General features: G+C 60.4%; 15 protein-coding genes. All 15 read right to left on the bottom strand.

Features of this window, described 5'->3' with window-relative positions:
* Nucleotides 1-21: 21 nt before the first annotated feature.
* The 15 genes from BG841_RS07535 to BG841_RS07465 all read right to left on the bottom strand — a co-directional run bounded on the left by BG841_RS07535 (nt 22) and on the right by BG841_RS07465 (nt 17459).
* Nucleotides 22-1176 carry an acetyl-CoA C-acetyltransferase gene (locus tag BG841_RS07535; protein WP_070057095.1) on the bottom strand — a complete coding sequence of 385 codons (1155 nt, stop codon included), beginning with the start codon at nt 1174-1176 and terminating at the stop codon, nt 22-24.
* Between the two features lie 4 nt (nt 1177-1180).
* On the bottom strand, nt 1181-2239 hold the full coding sequence (locus BG841_RS07530; protein WP_070057094.1) for an acyl-CoA dehydrogenase family protein: 1059 nt from the start codon (nt 2237-2239) through the stop codon (nt 1181-1183).
* Between the two features lie 11 nt (nt 2240-2250).
* Nucleotides 2251-3417 (bottom strand): acyl-CoA dehydrogenase family protein, encoded by a 1167-nt coding sequence (locus tag BG841_RS07525; RefSeq protein WP_070057093.1) that lies wholly within the window; start codon nt 3415-3417, stop codon nt 2251-2253.
* Nucleotides 3418-3444: 27 nt separating this feature from the next.
* Entirely contained in the window at nt 3445-4197 is a 753-nt protein-coding gene (locus BG841_RS07520; RefSeq protein WP_070058736.1) for an enoyl-CoA hydratase family protein, read from the bottom strand.
* Between the two features lie 8 nt (nt 4198-4205).
* The gene (locus tag BG841_RS07515) at nt 4206-5315 is read right to left on the bottom strand and encodes an NAD(P)H-dependent flavin oxidoreductase (RefSeq protein ID WP_070057092.1); all 1110 of its coding nucleotides are present in this window, start codon (nt 5313-5315) and stop codon (nt 4206-4208) included.
* The gene (locus tag BG841_RS07510) at nt 5312-6223 is read right to left on the bottom strand and encodes an enoyl-CoA hydratase (protein WP_070057091.1); all 912 of its coding nucleotides are present in this window, start codon (nt 6221-6223) and stop codon (nt 5312-5314) included. The genes BG841_RS07515 and BG841_RS07510 overlap by 4 nt, the downstream gene beginning before the upstream one ends.
* Nucleotides 6220-7029, bottom strand: coding sequence for a CoA-transferase subunit beta (locus tag BG841_RS07505; protein WP_070057090.1), 810 nt, complete (start codon nt 7027-7029; stop codon nt 6220-6222). The genes BG841_RS07510 and BG841_RS07505 overlap by 4 nt, the downstream gene beginning before the upstream one ends.
* 11 nt (nt 7030-7040) lie before the next feature.
* Nucleotides 7041-7916 carry a CoA transferase subunit A gene (locus BG841_RS07500; RefSeq protein ID WP_070057089.1) on the bottom strand — a complete coding sequence of 292 codons (876 nt, stop codon included), beginning with the start codon at nt 7914-7916 and terminating at the stop codon, nt 7041-7043.
* A complete protein-coding gene (locus BG841_RS07495; RefSeq protein WP_070057088.1) occupies nt 7913-8815 on the bottom strand; it encodes a VOC family protein in 903 nt (300 codons plus the stop codon). Before BG841_RS07495 ends, BG841_RS07500 begins: the two co-directional genes overlap by 4 nt.
* A gap of 203 nt (nt 8816-9018) precedes the next feature.
* Nucleotides 9019-9963: an OB-fold domain-containing protein gene (locus BG841_RS07490; RefSeq protein WP_070057087.1), complete on the bottom strand. Its 945-nt coding sequence runs from the start codon at nt 9961-9963 to the stop codon at nt 9019-9021.
* 2 nt (nt 9964-9965) lie between these two features.
* Nucleotides 9966-11177, bottom strand: coding sequence for a thiolase family protein (locus BG841_RS07485; RefSeq protein WP_070057086.1), 1212 nt, complete (start codon nt 11175-11177; stop codon nt 9966-9968).
* Between the two features lie 186 nt (nt 11178-11363).
* On the bottom strand, nt 11364-12740 hold the full coding sequence (locus BG841_RS07480) for a DUF1329 domain-containing protein (protein WP_083260211.1): 1377 nt from the start codon (nt 12738-12740) through the stop codon (nt 11364-11366).
* 135 nt (nt 12741-12875) lie between these two features.
* The gene (locus BG841_RS07475) at nt 12876-14459 is read right to left on the bottom strand and encodes a DUF1302 domain-containing protein (protein WP_070057085.1); all 1584 of its coding nucleotides are present in this window, start codon (nt 14457-14459) and stop codon (nt 12876-12878) included.
* A gap of 46 nt (nt 14460-14505) precedes the next feature.
* Entirely contained in the window at nt 14506-15597 is a 1092-nt protein-coding gene (locus BG841_RS07470) for an MBL fold metallo-hydrolase (protein WP_070057084.1), read from the bottom strand.
* A complete protein-coding gene (locus BG841_RS07465; RefSeq protein WP_083260210.1) occupies nt 15594-17459 on the bottom strand; it encodes a long-chain-acyl-CoA synthetase in 1866 nt (621 codons plus the stop codon). The genes BG841_RS07470 and BG841_RS07465 overlap by 4 nt, the downstream gene beginning before the upstream one ends.
* Nucleotides 17460-17608: the final 149 nt, after the last annotated feature.

Raw genomic sequence — 17608 nt, 5'->3', positions numbered from 1 at the left:
ATGCCTATCCTTCTACTGAGGTTAGCCCAGACGTTCGATGATGGTGACGTTGGCCTGACCACCGCCTTCGCACATGGTCTGTAAGCCGAACCGTTTGTTGCTGTGTTCCAGCTCGTGCAACAGGGTGGTCATCAGCCGTGCACCGGTGGCCCCCAGCGGGTGCCCCATGGCAATGGCACCGCCATTGACGTTGGTGCGCGCCGGATCAAAGTCCAGTTCCTTCTGCCAGGCCATGACCACCGAAGCAAAGGCTTCATTGATTTCGACCAGATCGATATCGGCCATGGTCATGCCGGCTTTTTTCAGCGCCGCCCGGGTGGCCGCAATCGGTGCGGTGAGGTGCCAGATGGGATCATCCGCCAGCACACTCAAGTGGTGGACGCGGGCTCTGGGGGTCAGGTTGTAGCGTTTGAGTGCGGCTTCCGACACCACCAGCAGCGCCGCAGAGGCATCGGCGGTCTGACTGGAAACTGCCGCGGTGATATCCGGGTAGTCCGGATTCACCGGCTCCAGCGTGGCCATCTTTTCCAGACTGGTGTCACGGGGGGTCTCGTCCTGGGTGGCCTTCCCCAGGGGCACGATCTCCCCGGCCAGGCGGCCGCTGGAGATGGCCGCCAGCGCCCGCCGGTGGCTTTCCAGGGCAAAGCGCTCCATGTCGGCACGGCTCAGCCCCCAGTGGCTGGCTATACGCTGGGCGGCGTAAAACTGATCCACCGGTTGGGTGCCAAACCGGGCCCGCCAGCCTTCGCTGCCGGAAAAGGGGTCGGGAAAACCCAACGGCTGCCCCGCCAGCATCGCGGTGGAGATGGGAATCTGGGTCATGGTCTGCACACCGCCGACCGCGACCACATCCTGGGTGCCACTCATCACCGCCTGAGCGGCAAAATGCAGCGCCTGCTGGGACGAGCCGCACTGGCGATCCACCGTGGTACCCGGCACGTTCATGGCCAGGCCGGCCGCCAGCCAGCTGGTGCGGGCGATATCGCCCGCCTGGGAACCGACGGTGTCGACGCACCCGAAGATCACGTCGTCGTAGTCCTGGTCGGGGATGTCGTTACGCTCCACCAGCGCCTTGAGGACATGGGCGCCCAGATCAATGGCGTGCACATGGGACAGACCGCCTTTACGCTTGCCGGTCGGGCTGCGCAAGGCGTCAACAATATAGGCTTCAGCCATGGTGTTATTCTCCAAAGGTGTAGCGTGGACCAATCTGTGCGTCATCCGCGAGGATATCGTCGGCGATGCGCTGGCGATGGAAATCACGGGTGCCCCAGGACGCATTCAGCGCCCAGGCCCGCTTCATGAACATCTGCAGATCGGCTTCCCAGGTGTACCCCATGGCGCCGTGCACCTGGATGCCGTGACGGGCGGCCACCCAGGCCGCCTCGCAGGAGGCCAGTTTGGCGTGGGACACATACAGATCGGCGCGGGCATCGTTGTTGGCCAATGCATAGGCGGCCCGATACAGGGTCGGCTTGGCAAACTCGATGCCACTGACCACATCCGCCAGTTTGTGTTTCACCGCCTGAAAACTGCCAATCGGTTTGCCGAACTGTTTGCGCTGCACGGCGTAATCCACCGACAGATCCAGCATGCGCTGCGCCAGCCCCAGACTCTGCCCGGCTACCGCCAGCGCGCCCCGGTTAAGGGTCTGTTCCCAGATGGCAGCCCCGGTGTCAGCAGCTGCAATCTGGCTGTCGGCGGTGGGGGTGACGCTGATCTTGCTCAACCGGCGTGAGCTGTCGATGCTTTCATTACGTTCATAGCCGGCCTGCTCGCGGGACACCAGATGAATCGCACCCTGATGCTCGACAATAATCTTGTCCGCCAGGTGCACATCGGCCACCAGCGGATTGATGCTGTGACTGATGGCAATGCGGATGCTGCCGTCGGCCACCCGCGTCAGCATGTCCTCACGACCGGTGGTGCCGTCGGGCAAGGCGCGCAACAGCCCGGCCGCCACATAGGCCGTGTCGGCCATCGAATCGGGAATGGCGTAATAGCCCAGCTCCTGGGTCAGCAGTGACCAGGCGATGTCGTCCATGCCCAGGCCACCCTGCTCTTCGGGTACCGACAGCGCCATCAGTCCCTGCTCGGCAATTTTGCGGCGCAGTTCCGGCGAACGGCCGTCTTCGGTTTCCCAGATATCACGCAGCATTTCGGGGGGAGCTTCGGTCATCAGGAAACGGCTGATGGCTTCTTTGAAGGCGAGTTGATCTTCGGTAAATGTAAAATCCATGGCCAGTCCCCTTACACGCGCGGCAGGCCGAGCATGCGCTCGGCGATGATGTTGCGTTGAATTTCGTTGGTGCCGGCGTAGATCGGCCCCGCCTGGGCAAACAGGAAACCTTCCAGCCAGCTTCCGCCATCCACCGCCTCGGGTGCCCCGGCACGGAGTTCCCCATAGGCGCCCAGCATCTCCATCGCCGCTTCATGCATTTTCAGATCCAGCTCGGACCAGATGATTTTGTTAATGCTCGACTCCGCCCCGATGCTGGCGCCTTTTTCGATCAGACCAACGGTGTGATAGGCGGCCTGGGCGTAGGCTTCAGCCCCCATCCAGCTCTCAATCACCGTGTCCCGCAGGCCATTGTGGTCGCCGTAATCCCTGGCGTACTGGCGGTAGAGCGCCACCAGCCGTTTGGCGGTTTGCTGGAACCGGGCCGGCGATCGCAGCAACAGGCCCCGCTCAAAGCCGGCGGTCGCCATGGCCACCGCCCAGCCCTGCCCCATGTCACCAATGCAGTTGGTGACCGGCACCCGGACGTCGTCGAAAAACACTTCCGCAAAGGCCTCTTTACCATTCAAGGCCTTGATCGGGCGTATTGTCACCCCCGGGGCATCCAGCGGCACCATCAGGTAACTCAGGCCGTGGTGGCGCTTGCTGTCCGGATCGGTGCGGAACAATCCGAACACCCAGTCGGCAAAGATGGCGCGGGTGGACCAGGTCTTTTGGCCATTGATCACCAGTTCATTCCCCTCGCGGGTGGCCCTGCTGCGAATGGCCGCCATATCGGAACCGGCGTCCGGCTCCGACCAGCCCTGTGCCCACATATCCTGACTGGAGGCGATGCGAGGCAGAAAATGACGCTTCTGCGCTTCAGTGCCAAACTCCATCAGGGTGGGCCCCAGCAGCAACTGGCCGTTCTGATTGACCCGCATGGGGGCACCGGCGGCGTAGTATTCTTCCTCGAAAATCAGCCACTCGATCAAATCGCAGCCACGGCCCCCCAGATGCTCGGGCCACATCACCATCGACAGGCGGCTCTCATACAGCTTGCCTTCCCACTCGCGGTGTTCTTCAAAGCCTTCCCGGGTGTCGTAGCTTTGCAAGGGTTCAGCGGGCACATTCTCGGCCAGCCAGGCCCGTACTTCCTGGCGAAAAGCATTCTGTTTGTCGTTAAATTTCAATTGCATGGGAGTTCTCTCCTGCGGGAGCCTGAATCAGAAACGGGCTTCACGCTTCTCCACAAACGCCCGGCGGGTTTCTGCAGAATCAGCGGTGGTATAGGCTTCAAGGGTAAACCCTTGTTCCCAACGATATTTCTTCTCAAGATCGCCGTCTTCGATGCCATTGAGGGCTTCTTTGGCAATGCGGATCATGGCACCGCTTTTGGCCGCTATCTTGCTCGCGATGTCGCGGGCCGCGCCGGGCAACTCGTCTTTGCTCACCAACCGTTCGATAAACCCGTACTGCATGGCGTCGGGGGCGCTCACCGCTTCCCCGGTGAAGAACATGTGGCGAACCTTTTGCACCGGGAACAGACGCTGCAAATGAGCCCCGCCGCCCATGGCCCCGCGATCCACTTCCGGCAGGGCAAAACTGGCACAGCCGGAGGCCACCACAATATCGGCCGCGCCGGTGATGCCGATTCCGCCCCCCAGGACGAACCCGTGTACCGCCACAATGACCGGGACCGGGCAACGATGCACCGCCCGGAAGGTGGCGTAGTTACCGGCGTTCACCCGCACGATCAGCTCCGGGTTGGCGTCCAGCTCCTTGATATCCACACCGGCACAGAACCCGCGGCCTTCGGCGCGAATAATGACCACCCGGACGTCCTGATCCGCACCCAGCTCCTCGATGCGCTGGGCCAGTGCCAGCCATTCATCACTGTTGAGGGCGTTAACCGGGGGTTTACAGATCACCAGCTCGGCGATGCCGTCGTTGATTTCGGTCGTGAATGCAGAGCTAATTGTGCTGCTCATTGTGAGGCTCCTGCTTGCTGGGGTTCGACATCAGTTGAGGGAACACGGCGACTGTAGAGCCGCTCCAGGCACTGCTCCGCTTCGTGGACAATGCCGTCAATCAATTCAGCGCAGCTCGGCAGCGCATCGATGGCCGCCGCCACCTGGCCACTGGGCAGAATGCCCTCATCGGGGAAACCCTCGACCATGGAGCGTTGCAACAACACCGGCTGGTTGGCCGCCATGATCACCTGGGACATGGCGGAGGGATCGTCTTTAACCGCGCGGATAAAGGTCTTGAGCATGTGGGCGGTGCTCATGCCGGTCTGGGCCTTCCACTTGCGCGCACTGCGCAGGGCGATCCACAACCGGCCGATGGGGCCCGCAGCTTCCAGCTGACGGATGAAGTCGTTGTCGATCATGCGATGGCGCATGCCATCCACCGCCGTGGTGACACGGATTTTCTGGGTATCGGCAATGTCCACATACCGGGCCAGGGTGTCTTTCGGGGTGGGCGAATCCGAGGTCATCATAAAGCGGGTGCCCATGGCGATGCCCTCCGCACCGGCCGCCAGGGCCGCTGCCAGACCACGCCCGGTGGAATAGCCACCGGCGGCAATCACCGGCACCGACACCGCATCCAGCACCTGGGGCAGCAGAATACTGCTCGGTACGCCACCGGTGTGGCCGCCCCCTTCCGCGCCCTGGATGGTGATCATGTCGGCACCCAGCTCAATCGCCTTGACGGCGTGCTTCACCGCGCCCACGGTGGGGATGCACAACACCCCGGCGGCCTTGAACCGGGCAATGGTCTGTTGGTCCGGACCGCGACCGTAACTGACCGCTTTCAGGCGGTGTTTGATCGCCAGATCCACACACTGGGCGGCGTTTTCCTGAAACATGTGAAAGTTAAGGCCGAAATTACTGCCACCGGTGCTGCGGATGACGCGCTCGATTTCACGTTCCAGTTCGGCCGCGTCGATGGTCGCCCCGGCAAGGAAACCAAAGCCGCCGGCTTTGGTGGTCGCGATCACCAGATTGGCATCAGACACCCAACCCATAGCCGTCTGAATAATCGGGTAACGGCAGCCGAGTGCTTCTGTCAAACGGGTGCGCGGCAGGGTCATGACTGATCTCCTCCTGACGCCTCGGCCTTGTTGCGCTCGGCCATGGCTTTACCGTCGTAACCGCCCAGTTTGTCACCGGACACCTGCTCGTTATGCACATGGGCAAAGTGGTGCATGGCGAACACCGCTTCCATACCGGTGCGCTTGCCCTGCACATCTTCGATATGGTTGACCGCCTGCTTGGTCAGTGCCAGCCCCATGCGGGGCTGACCGGCAATGCGTTGCGCCAGCTGCAGCGCCTCGCTGTGCAGTTCGTCCCGGGGAACTACCCGGTTCACCATGCCCAGTTCGTAAGCCCGCGCGGCCGGCATACGGTCACCGAGGAACAAAAACTCCTTGGCAATGCGCGGATGCATTTCAAAGGCGTGGGCAAAATACTCCACACCGGGAATCCCCATGCGCACCACCGGGTCCTGGAAAAAGGCATCGTCGCTGGCAATGATCAGATCACACACCCACGCCAGCATCAGGCCACCGGCAATGCAGCCGCCCTGCACCACCGCAATGGTGGGCTTGGGCATGTCGCGCCAGCGCCGGCACATGTTGAGATACACCTCCTGCTCGCGCACGTACAGAAATTCGCCGCCGGGTTTGTTGGTGTGATCCCACCACAGGTGCTTGTGCTCGAACGACTTGTTGACATCCCGGCCGGGGGTGCCGATGTCGTGGCCGGCGGAAAAATGCTTGCCGGTGGAGGTCAGCAGGATGACCTTGACCGCGTCGTCGTTGATGGCCCGGCGGAAACAGTCATCCAGCGCATAGGTCATCTGCGAATTTTGCACATTGTTGTACTTGGGACGGCTCATGGTGAGGGTGGCAATGCCGTCCTCGACCCGGTAAAGCACCGGCTCGTCCGTTTCGTATACCGCGTTGTCTTCCCGCGGCGTTAACCGGTCCAGATCGCTCATGCTTCCACCTCTGCGGCAGTGCGCACGCCCGCCGGGTTGCCCTTGAGCTGCTTGGCGCGCAGGTTGTGGGGGTCGAGCCGGGCGATCAACGCCAGTTGCTCGGCGGTCGGTGCGGCGGTTTCCTTGAGGTCATCGGCGCGCAGCAGCGGGAATCCGGTGTTGTTCTGGACATGCTCGAATGTCACGCCGGGGTGCAGGGACAGTACCCGCGCGGCGTTATCCGGACCGTTGAAATCCAGCACACACAGATCGGTCACCGCCCGGCCGATACCCATGGTGTCGCGGCGCATGTGCTCACTCCAGCGCTCCGCTTTGAAGCCGACACCGGAGACCATGTCCACCTCGCCCTCCACAAACACCCGCTTGCTGTGGCTGGGCACGTAAAACGAGTTCAGATGGTTGATGCTGTTGCCCGGCAAGCCGCGCACCCCGAGCATCGCCACCTTGGGTTTGGCGTAGTCGCCAATCACCGACAGGTTGGTCTGGGCCCAGCGGTCAATCTGGGTTGGCCCGACCATGGCGTGACGCTGGCCGTGCCAGACGTTGTCAAATATGCGCTCAAACGGCATGTAACCAGAGTACTTGGGCTGATAATCACCACGGGGACCCACGGGAATCGGCTCTTCCACCAGGAAGGCCTCGCTGTCGGTCATCAGCAATTCCGGCGAGTGGGTCATCTTGGCCAGACTGGCCCCCAGGCGGGGAATGATGCCCAGACCGGATGCCAGCATTTCACCATTACCGCGAAAGGCTTCCGACGCTGCCACGATCATAAGTTCTGCAAGACTGAAATTAGGGGTCGTCATGTCGATACTCCTCAGAAAGTTGGCAGCGGAATGGCGGCAAGCTGCTCGTCACCGCCGTTAAGCTCGCGGTACTTCTGTTCACCGCCTTGCACGTACTTTTCAACGTAGGCATCCCAGCCATGATCTTCTTTGGCACCGTCGCTGTATTCTTTCAGGTGGTTCATGTCCCAACCGTAATCCGGACTGCAGGCCGTCGGATGTGCACCGAAGCGGGCTTCCACCACACCGGTCACCAGCGAGCGCTCGAATGTATTGAAGCGCGCCTGCTCCTTGGTCAGCTCCAGCTTATCCTCCACCACTTCGGCGGACACAATGGCGTGTTTGGCCGCCCGCACCACATGGTGGTCAAAGTAGGCGTCATTGCCGGTGACCAGGGTGTTGCCCAGCCGGTCGGCGCGGTTCACGTGGACAAACGCCATATCGAGATAGAGCGCCGGCATGGCCAATAATTCTTCACCGTCGTCATAAGGCGAGCGAATGGTTTTTAACTCGGGGTTGTGGGTCAGCACATCGGTGGCCAGACCCGCACGGGCGGGTAAAAACGGCACCCGCATACCCGCGGCCTTGAGCCCCCACTGGAACAGACCTTCGTCCAGCTCCATCACGTCCAGGGTGCCGGCCTGGCGCGCCTTGCGGAAGTACGGCTCCAGCGGAATCGCGTCGAGGGTGGCAAACCCGAAAATCAGTTTTTTAACCTTGCCGGCCGCGCACAGCATGCCCACTTCCGGACCGCCGTAAGCCACCACGGTCAGATCCTTCACATTGCTGCGCAGAATTTCACGCACCATCGCCATGGGTTTGCGGCGCGGTCCCCAGCCACCAAAACCGATGGTCATGCCATCCCTCAGTTGCGCGACCGCTTCCGCCGGTGTCATTTGCTTGTTCATTCTGCTGCTCCTCGCTGGCCCACACTGAAGTCGTGGCCCCAGACGCTTACACGGTTGAATTCGAAAACAGAGTGCGTGTCCCAATCGACCTGCAGGCCACCCCAGCCGTACTCAAGATCGAACCCGGACGGTGTTTTCATATAAAAAGAGGTCATCTGGTCGTTCAGGTGCTGCCCCAAAGTGGCGGACAGCGGCACCCCGTGGGCTTCGCGACGATCGTGGGCCCGACCGACCTCGGTCATGCTGTCCACTTCCACCATCACATGAACGCATTTGCCGGGTACGTCGTATTCCGCAATGGCCAGACTGTGGTGGCGGGCGTTGCCACAATGCATGAAATGGATGCGCACCGGATCCGCAGCGGGATCAGGCTGAAAATTGAAAATATCGGAGTGGCGGAAGCCCAGCACATCGCGGTAAAACGCCAGGCAATCGTCAAACCGGGGCGCAGGCAAGACGGTGTGTCCCAGCCCCATGTCACCGGTAATAAAGCGCGGTACGCCTTGCGGGGACACAAAGGGCTGGCAATCGGAAACATGCCCCCAGGTCAGCTCGTGGCGGTTGCCGGACGGATCCGTCACCGTGGCCACGGCCTGCACCCCACGGGATGCACACAACGCCCGACTGCCGCGCTCATACTGGACGCCTTGCTGCTCAAGGTGCGCGAGCATGGCGCTGAAATCTTCTTCACCACCCAGTTCCCAGCCGGATGCCAGATACACGTCGGGGGCACCTTCCTGCACCAGCATCCGAAACGGGCGCTCGTCCATCTTGATTCGCAGGGTGCCGTCCGCCGTGGTGGTGGTCATCATGCCAAGCACTTCTTCGGCGTAGTGACGCCAGGACTCGAGGTTGCGGACCTGGGCAACAATATAACTCAGCGACTTGATCGTGCTCACGTGATTGCTCTCCTGAAACACCTGGGTTTTTGGCTGTTTTTAGATTGTTGCGTGAACCGCGGGATTACTCATCGTCCATTGAGACTAAGGGGTTCGGGGCTGAAATCCGGCTCTTTTCGAGGCCCAAAAAAAACCGCCTTGCGGATGCAGAGGCGGTGAATGGCAACTAGTGCACTCGAGTTAAAGCTTTTTAGCTCAATGCCTTACATATACAGAATAATCAGGTCGTTGATGACCGCCGGGCGCTCCTGCCCCACCACGTGTACGTTCAGCTCAAGCACCAGCTGGGTGCCCCGGCGGCTGCGCTCGACCGATTTGACCCGACCGCGGGCATGAATCAGCGACCCCGCGGGTACCGGGGACGGAAAGCGCAAGCGCTCCGAGCCATAATTGACCATGTTGGTGAAGCCGGTAATTTCATAGCCCAGATCGACCTGCATACGGGACATCAGAATCTGCACCAGCGCGCCATGGGCAATGGTGCCCCCAAACGGGCCTTCCTTGCGGGCCCGCTCAGGGTCGGTGTGAATCCAGTAACGGTCGCCGGACAGCTCGGCAAACTGGTTGATCATGTCCTGATCCACCAGCACCTGATTGCTCCAGGGGCTGAATTCTTCCGACACCAGGGATTGCAACGCGGTCTCATCGCTCAAAGGTATCTGGCGGACCGGGCGGGCGTCCTCAGCCGGCGCCGTTGCGGCGGGCTGCCGGGGCACCTCGTCCACCTCCTCCAGATCCACATGGGCACTGGTAAACCGCAACAGCACGGTGCCGTCTTCGGCCACCCGGGCGCGCACCGGTTTGACGCGCATACCCACCTCAACCTCATCGGCGCTCACCCCCACCAGAGTGGTATTCAGGCGCACGCCTTCATCCAGCTCGACCACGGCCATCAACTGGGGTTCAGGGCCGGCGAATTCCGGCAGGGTCGGCACCCGGGCCACGGTAAAGGTATACAGCCGGCCCTCGCCGGAGACCTCCCGGAACTCGACCTGGGAGGACCAGCAGTGGGAACAATGCCGGCGCGGGTAAAACGTCCATTGGTCGCAGGCACCACAATGCTGCATCAGAATGCGGCCGGCCTTCAGACCTTCCCAGAAAGGTGCAGAAATGCTGGTGGGCATGGGCATGGGTTTATTGGTCGACATAATCACGCTCCCTCAAGAATCAATGCACCCTGCTCGCTCATGACGCCTCCGGTACCGGACACGAACACACGATCGCAGTTTTTCAGTTGCCGCTCACCCGCCTGGCCGCGGATCTGGTCGAAGGCTTCAATCACCTGGGAAAAGCCGCCGGCGGAACCCGCCTGACCGAAACTCAGCTGGCCGCCATGGGTATTGACCGGAAAGTTACCCCGAAAGGTCAGGTCGTTTTCCAGCACAAAGCGCATGCCTTCGCCCTTGGGGCAAAAGCCGGCGTCTTCGAGGCTTAACAGCACCGTAATGGTGTAGCAGTCGTAGATTTGTGCGGCGTTGATATCAGAAGGCTTCAGGCCGGACATTTCAAAGGCCCGCCGCGCCGCCGGACCGACCGGGGTTTCGGTCATGTCCGGAGAATAGCTGGGGGACTTGTAGCCCAACCGCTCCCCGAATCCGGTAATGTGTGCGCCCCGGTTGCGGGCGCGAGCCGCGACTTCTTTGGAGGCCACGATGACGGCGGCGCCACCGGCCACCGGCATGACAATTTCCAGAATACGCAGAGGGTCAGCCACCATCTTGCTGTTGAGGACGTCTTCAATGGTGAGCGGTTGTCCCTGGAAAATCGCCTTCGGGTTGGCCTGGGCATTGGTGCGCTGATCGACCGCGATTTTCGCCATAGCACGCTCGTCGTAGCCGTACTGGGCCGCATAGCGCTGGGCGATCATGGCATACCCGGTGTTCTGGCCCATGTGTCCATAGGGCAAGTCGAATTCCGCTTCCGGAGCCCCAAACGCGGTGCTGTGGCCGCCAAACCGCATGGCGCGGGCCATGGCGCTCGGGTCTTCATCCGGTCCGAACGGCGCCATGCGCATGGGCAGCACACACAACACCGCCTGACACAGGCCCATTTCAATGGCGGCTGCGGCACGCCAGACCATGCCCACCGGCGTGGTGCCACCAAGATCCACCACCTCGGCAAAATTGACCGCCAGCCCCAGATACTCGGCGGCCATGGCGGGAACAAAGACCGACGCTTCGTGGAAGTGCGGCCCGTTGATCACCAGACCGTCCAGATCACTGGCCTGCAGACCGGCGTCCGCCAGCGCCTGTGAGGCCAGGTCCGCCACCTGTTCCAGATGGAACATCTGCGGGGCCTCGGAGTATTTCTGCGGCTTATACTGTGCAGCACCAACGATTGCTGCTTCCCCTTTCCATCCCATATAGAGCACCTTCTGTCATGGAGGTTCTGATTCTTATGCCACCCATTCTCGCCAGATAGCAGCGAGTCAATCATCGTCCAAAAGGCCTATAGATGCCCTCATCGGAGTGCAGTCCGGCCAAAACAAAAAAGCCCACGCAGTGCGTGGGCAAAACCTCTGGCTATCAGACTCGAGGATGTGGAGTCTTTAGCGGCCCTGGGCGCGCAGACGATCCGGAGTGAAATCGCTCGGCTTCCAGTCCCCTTTGTTAATGATGTGAGCGGTGCGACGCTCATTGATCAGGTTGCTGCCCACATACTCACCATTGCTCAGGTCATGGTAAAACCCGGCGCCAGCCTGCCAGGCGCTCATGTCCGGATGGTAGTAGTAGTTGACAAAAGAGTGCTTCCACAAGTTGCCACGGGTGTCGTAGTTATCGGCCATCACCGCGTGCCAGGTGTCCTCATCCAGGAACAGACGGCGTTTGCCATACAGGTGGCGACTGCTGTCTTTCAACGTGGCTTCGATGACCCAGACCCGGCGCAGTTCATAGCGGATAAACTCGGGGTTGACGTGGTTCGGGGTCAACAGCTCCTTGTAGCTGACGTCCGCAGAATTCACTTTGTAGCCATTGGCAGGAATGTACATCTCCTGCTTGCCAATCAGCTCCCAGTTGTACCGGTCCGGGCCGCCATTGAACAGACGCTCGTCATCAATGGTCATGTTACCGTTGGTGCCGGCCAGCGCCTGATCATAGCCATAGCCCGGTGCCAGACGCACCCGACGGGTACCCGGGTTGTAGGTCCAGGCAATGCGCGAACCGCTCTCGTAGTTGTACGGCTCGTGGTTAACCGAGGTTCTGCCCCGGCTGCGGACCGGTTGCATGGACTCGTTGCGGCAATAGGCCGAGACCCCATCGGACGTGTGGGGCTTGTTTTCCGGATCGTTCGAAGGCGCCAGGCACACGGCGTGGGTGCGCCCCCAGCTGATCTCGCCACCGGCACCGACCGAGGCGAAATCCCGTTTGCTTTCTTCGGTCCATGCCCGGTAGGGCAATTGATGGTTCCACAGAACTTCCATGGCGTTCTTGGGGATCGGGAAGGGGTTATGCCCAAGCCCTGCCACGCCCATGCCATCATCTTCCAGCTTGGCGTTGGTGGCATTCCACTTGGCCCGGTCACAGACGAAATCGGGGTAGCGGAAGTCCCGGTGCCCGGGGTAAACATGCATTTTCCAGGTGTCCGGATACTGCTCGAACATGGCCAGCTGACCGTCGGAGAGCTTGTCTTTATACTCTGAGACGTTGGCCGCGGTAATGGTCAGGATGGGTTGTTCATCAGCGTAAGGATCGACCGGATGCTCGCCGCTATGGGGTTTCAGGTTCCAGCCGGGCACCTCGCCCAGGTATTTACCGGTAAATTCAGGGATGGTGCCGGCTTCGTTGCCGGCGCGCTCGGCGCCGACACAGGTCAGTTCATTCCCCAGCTTTTCAGCTTCTTCTGCGCTGACGGCGGCGACACCGACGGCGGGCAAAGCCAGGAAAGACGTCAGCGTAAGAGCTATGGTTGCGCCACGATGTTTCATTGTTGTTGTCTCCAAATATGTTAGTAGCGATAGATCCAGTGTCTCTGCTGGACGCACCTTCGAACATCGTCTGCACAGACTAACCCGAAGGAAAATGTTGCAATCACACCGGCCCCATCAGCCTAGAACAGTTGGTCAGAACGAATATTTCGCTGCAAACGTAAACTGGTCCCGGTCCGTCAACTGACGGTTTTTCTTGATACTGGCATCACCCATGTAGGCCACATAGCGGGCGTCCAGCTCCAGATTGCCCAGATACTTCCAGGTGGTGCCCACAGAGAGCCGGCGATCGCCTTCACCCCCGGAAATGGCACCCTGCAACGGGGTTTTGCCATCGACCACGTGGGAAAAGTTCACCGGCACCGACACATCCCAGCCCGAGACCAACCCTGGATACTGTAAGACTGCCTGTAGGGTATAGGCCGTGGATGATTTGGTCTGGAAACGACCCGGCAGGTCGTAGGTATAGTCATCAGAACCACTGGCAGCCGTTTCCGCGTCCGTCGCCCGGACATGAACCACTTCCCCTACCAACACAGTTCCCCGCGCCCAGGGCATATCCCCCAATGTGTGAATAAAGCTCGCCTGGGCCTGGACGCCTTTACCGCGAACGGTTTCCCTGGTATCGAGCAGGATCGGCGCCCCGTCCCGATAGGAAATTTCACTGGACACCTGAGTGTCGCCTATGCGAGTAGACACACTGGCACCGGTAAGTTTGATGTCGTCGAAGTATTCAATTTTGTAGCCGGAGAAGGTGTCGTTAAAGGTCACCGTGGCGGGGTTTTTATCGTGGTAATTGATGTGGAAGACGGAAAACTCCCAATCAAAGTTCGGCCGGATCATGGCGCGGACACCATATTGGCCCTGATCGCTCGGGTTATTAACGCCTTCATAATCCGCCAGCACGCCGGGCGCCAGCAGGAAGCCTTCTGGTCGGGGGCCAATAATATCGGTCGTGGAAAAATAACTGCCCACCGGCGACAGTTCGTTTTTTAACCACTCGTACTGGTAATAAGCCGAGAGGCCGAACAGTGGATTGATGTTCCAATCCGCCGACACCTGCCCGTTGGGCAGGAGTATTTCCTTGGTTTCCGTGCCCGGGGTATTCGCCTTGACCACGTCGACCGGCCCCTGGGCTCCGTTCACCCCGGGGTAAAACAAGCCTTCCCCCCAGGACACCGCATGACGGCCCGCCTTCACCGACAAGTACTGGTTGTTGGGCAATTCGAGATCGGTGAACAGGTAGGCATCCAGGAAGCGGCTGCGACCACCGCTGAAATACTCAGCACCGTCGGTGAACTCGTCATGGGCACCGGGCTTGTTCACCGTCGCCGGTGAATCGTTGTCGTTGCTGCGGTGGTAGACATCGTCGTAGAAGGTGGTGGCCCGTAATACTCCACCCCAGTTGTTGTCGTTGGTGTAGATCAGCTCCGCCAGCAGGCCCAACCGGTGGGACGTCAACGCATGCTTGTCGAAGTTACGGTTACCATCGTCACCGTTGGCGTTGTTGTTGATCAGATCGTCATCCTGATCTTCCATGCGCACGCCTATGCCGTAACTGGCGGTGACACTCCACTGCAAATCGCCGCCATGATCAAAATAGATCGGTTCGCCCGCGTGGGACACCGGGGCCAGGACGGCGGCCACCGCCACCGCGAGCCCCGCTCTGGTTACCCGCTCAACACGTGAAATCGAGCCTTTGTTGTTATTTTCACTCATGGTTAACTCTCCAGGTTTACGGCAAATCTGCCTCAGTCATTGCTTTTTAAATATGAGTTACCTGCAGGTCTGCAGGGGCCTCCACATCGCATCCAACACGCTGATAACGGTAGCGTCCGCCACTTAACCTGCGGGTGATCCGCCCCTCGCCCAGCAAATAATTGAGGTGGGCCAGGGTCTCGCCATTGGCCATCAGGGCATCAAACGCCGACCGGGCTCTGGGAAAGATGAACGCCATCAGTTCGTTCGTGGTTTTTTCGTTCTTCAGCTCAGCCAGCATGGCATCCAGGTGCCCGTGATGGTGCTCCGCCAGTTGGGTCAGCCGCTGATGCAGCCCATAGAAGGGGCGCTCGTGAGCCGGCAATACCAGCACCTGGTCGGACACCGCCCGCAGGCGGTGCAGGCTGCTCAGCCAGTCATCCAGCGGATTGGCCTCCGGTTCGGTGACCGTCACACACACGCTCGAAGTGATCCTCGGCAGCACCTGATCACCGGAAATAAACAGTTGATCCTGACGGGAGTACAGGCACGCGTGCTCGGGTGAATGGCCGGAACCGACCACCACTTCCCAGTCCCTGGTGCCAATCCGCAACACCTGACCATCGGTAAGACGGGTGAAGCTGGCCGGCACATCCTGCTCGAAAGAGCTGGCACCAAGTACTTTGAGAAACCCGTCCAGGCGGGCTTCGGGCACTCCGGCGCGCTGGTAAAACTGTGCAAACTCCCAACCGGGTTCACTGCCCCGGGGGGGACTGATAAACAACGCCTGGTATTCGCCCCGGGTCATGTACACCGGGCAACGGAAACGGCGCGACAACCAGCCCAGACAGCCGGCATGGTCGTGGTGAAAATGGGTGGCGATCACCGCTTTAACCGGCGCATCGTCCATCACTTCCCGGAACACCCGCTCCCACACCTCCCGGCTTTGTGCGGTGCCCAGCCCGGTGTCGACAATGACCCAGCCATCGTCGTGTTGCAGTAGGTACAGGTTGATGTGGTCGAGCCCGAAGGGCAGCGGCATGCGCAGCCACACCACCCCTTCCGCGACTGTCTGCCAATCCCCCGTGGCCGGCGGTGTTTCCCAGGGAAAACTCAGCCGCGGGTGTACTTGTTCGGCCGGCGCCAGATGGGGTTTCATGCATCGCCACCGTCAAAGGGCAAATAACCGTTGCGCGCCAACACCTCGTCCCCATAGGGGCTGTAGGTGTCCAATGCATCGTCCTTGACGTACACCGGGTCGGCGAACTGCGCGGGGTCGTAGCCCTGTTTTTGCAAGTCCACTTTGCGGTGCTTGAACGTCGAGGTCATGTCCGCCTGCCCGGCCACACGCACAAACACGGGGCGGGCATAGTGGGGCAGACGTTCGCTGACGAAGCGGAAAAACTCAGCGGGATTGAATTCCTGCCCCGGCTGCATCACCACCAGCGCCATGCCGGCGCGCCCTTCATGCTCGGGCACGGCCACACCGTAAACATTGATCAATTCCAGACCGGGGAAATCCTCCAGCTCCGCCGCCACTTCCTGAGTGGATACGTTTTCGCTTTTCCAGCGGTAGGTATCGCCAATGCGGTCGACGAAGTAGCAGTAACCTTCATCGTCGTAGCGCAACAGATCGCCCGAACTCCACCAGGCGTCCCCCTGCTGGAACACGTTACGCAACACTTTTTTCTCGGTGGCAACGGCACAGGTATAGCCCTCGAACCGGCCCGCACCTATCTCCGGCGAGTCCACAATGAAACCCACTGCCTCACCCACTTCACCGGGCTCACAATGCATGCAAAAGCCGTTTGCATCGCGCACATGGGTTTGGGTCTCCTGATCAAAACGCAGCAGGCGCAAATTGGTCTTGTTCCAATCGGGAATGCGGCCGCAGGAGCCGATGTAGTTGTCCACATTGATGGTGGCGGTGTTGGCTTCCGTCGCTCCCCACCCCTCAAACACATCCACCGGTCCAAAACGCTCAAGCCAGCGGCGCCAGTTTTCACCGGTCAGGCCGGCACCGAGCATGCACCGCAGGGTATGCGCCTGGTCATCCGGGCGTGGAGGGGTATTGAGCAAATAACGGCAGATCTCGCCGATATACTGGAACACGGTAACCCGGTACTTGCGCACATCCGGCCAGAACCCGCTGGCACTGAATTTGCGGCGGATCACAATCGACGCACCGGTGGTTAACGCGGTTGAGGTCACCGAGGTTGCGGCGGCGCCGTGATACAGCGGCAGGCAACAGTAAAAAACATCGTCGGTGGTGGTGGCGAGGGTAATTTCCATCACATCGCCACTGCTCATCCACCGCATGTGACTGTACTTGGCGGCCTTGGGAAGCCCGGTGGTTCCCGACGTAAAAATATACAACATAGGGTCTTCAGCGCGGATGTGGGCTCGCAACTGACGGTCTGGCCGGCGGGTATCCGCACGGTCCAGCTCCCTGGCAAAGGCGGTATCAAAATGGGCCAGTTGCTCATCAGAGGCGGGGGTTTCGCTGTCGGGGATCAACCACTGGGGCCACTGGGCGCACTCCGGGGTGGCCAGAAACGGAGCCACGCACTCCTCACCCACCAGTACCGTTTTGACCTGGGTGCTCTCCAGCACGTGGCGCAACGGATTGCCGCTGAGGTGGTAATTGATGAAGGTGGTTACCGCACCGATCTTGGCCAGGGCAAACCAGCAGAAAAACAGCTCCGGCCGGTTCTCCAACGCCACCGCACAGACATCTCCCGCTTTGATTCCCCGCGCCAGCAGTGCATTGGCGTACTGGTTGCAGATGAGTTCCACCTCACCGTAGGTATAACGACGGTCCTGGTAGATCAAAAACGGCAAATCCGGAATGGCATCGGTTTTTTCTTCGACCCGGTCCCCCAGGTTGTACAGGTCAGCGGGCTTGATCCGCATGGCAGCTTGCGATCGGACATCAAGCTTATGCTGGGTTTCCTCTCGCGATGGTGCAGCAGCGGCGTGACCCGGACTTTTTGTTCTGGTTGTTAAATAGATGCCGCTCATTACTACCTCCAGTTCCGGGCTGTTCCTCAGCGCCTGATTGACAAATCGATGCACCACGTCAGGCAAGACGAATGGGTTGTTATGTCGCAGATTAGGAAAGCGGGGAAGAGCAAACATCGTCCGTTAAGACTAAACCGGGCTTATGAATT

This window comes from Marinobacter sp. X15-166B (assembly GCF_001752365.1).
Classification (GTDB): domain Bacteria; phylum Pseudomonadota; class Gammaproteobacteria; order Pseudomonadales; family Oleiphilaceae; genus Marinobacter.
Note: the sequence above shows the minus strand (reverse complement) of the source record. Positions and strands in the feature narration are given on the sequence as shown.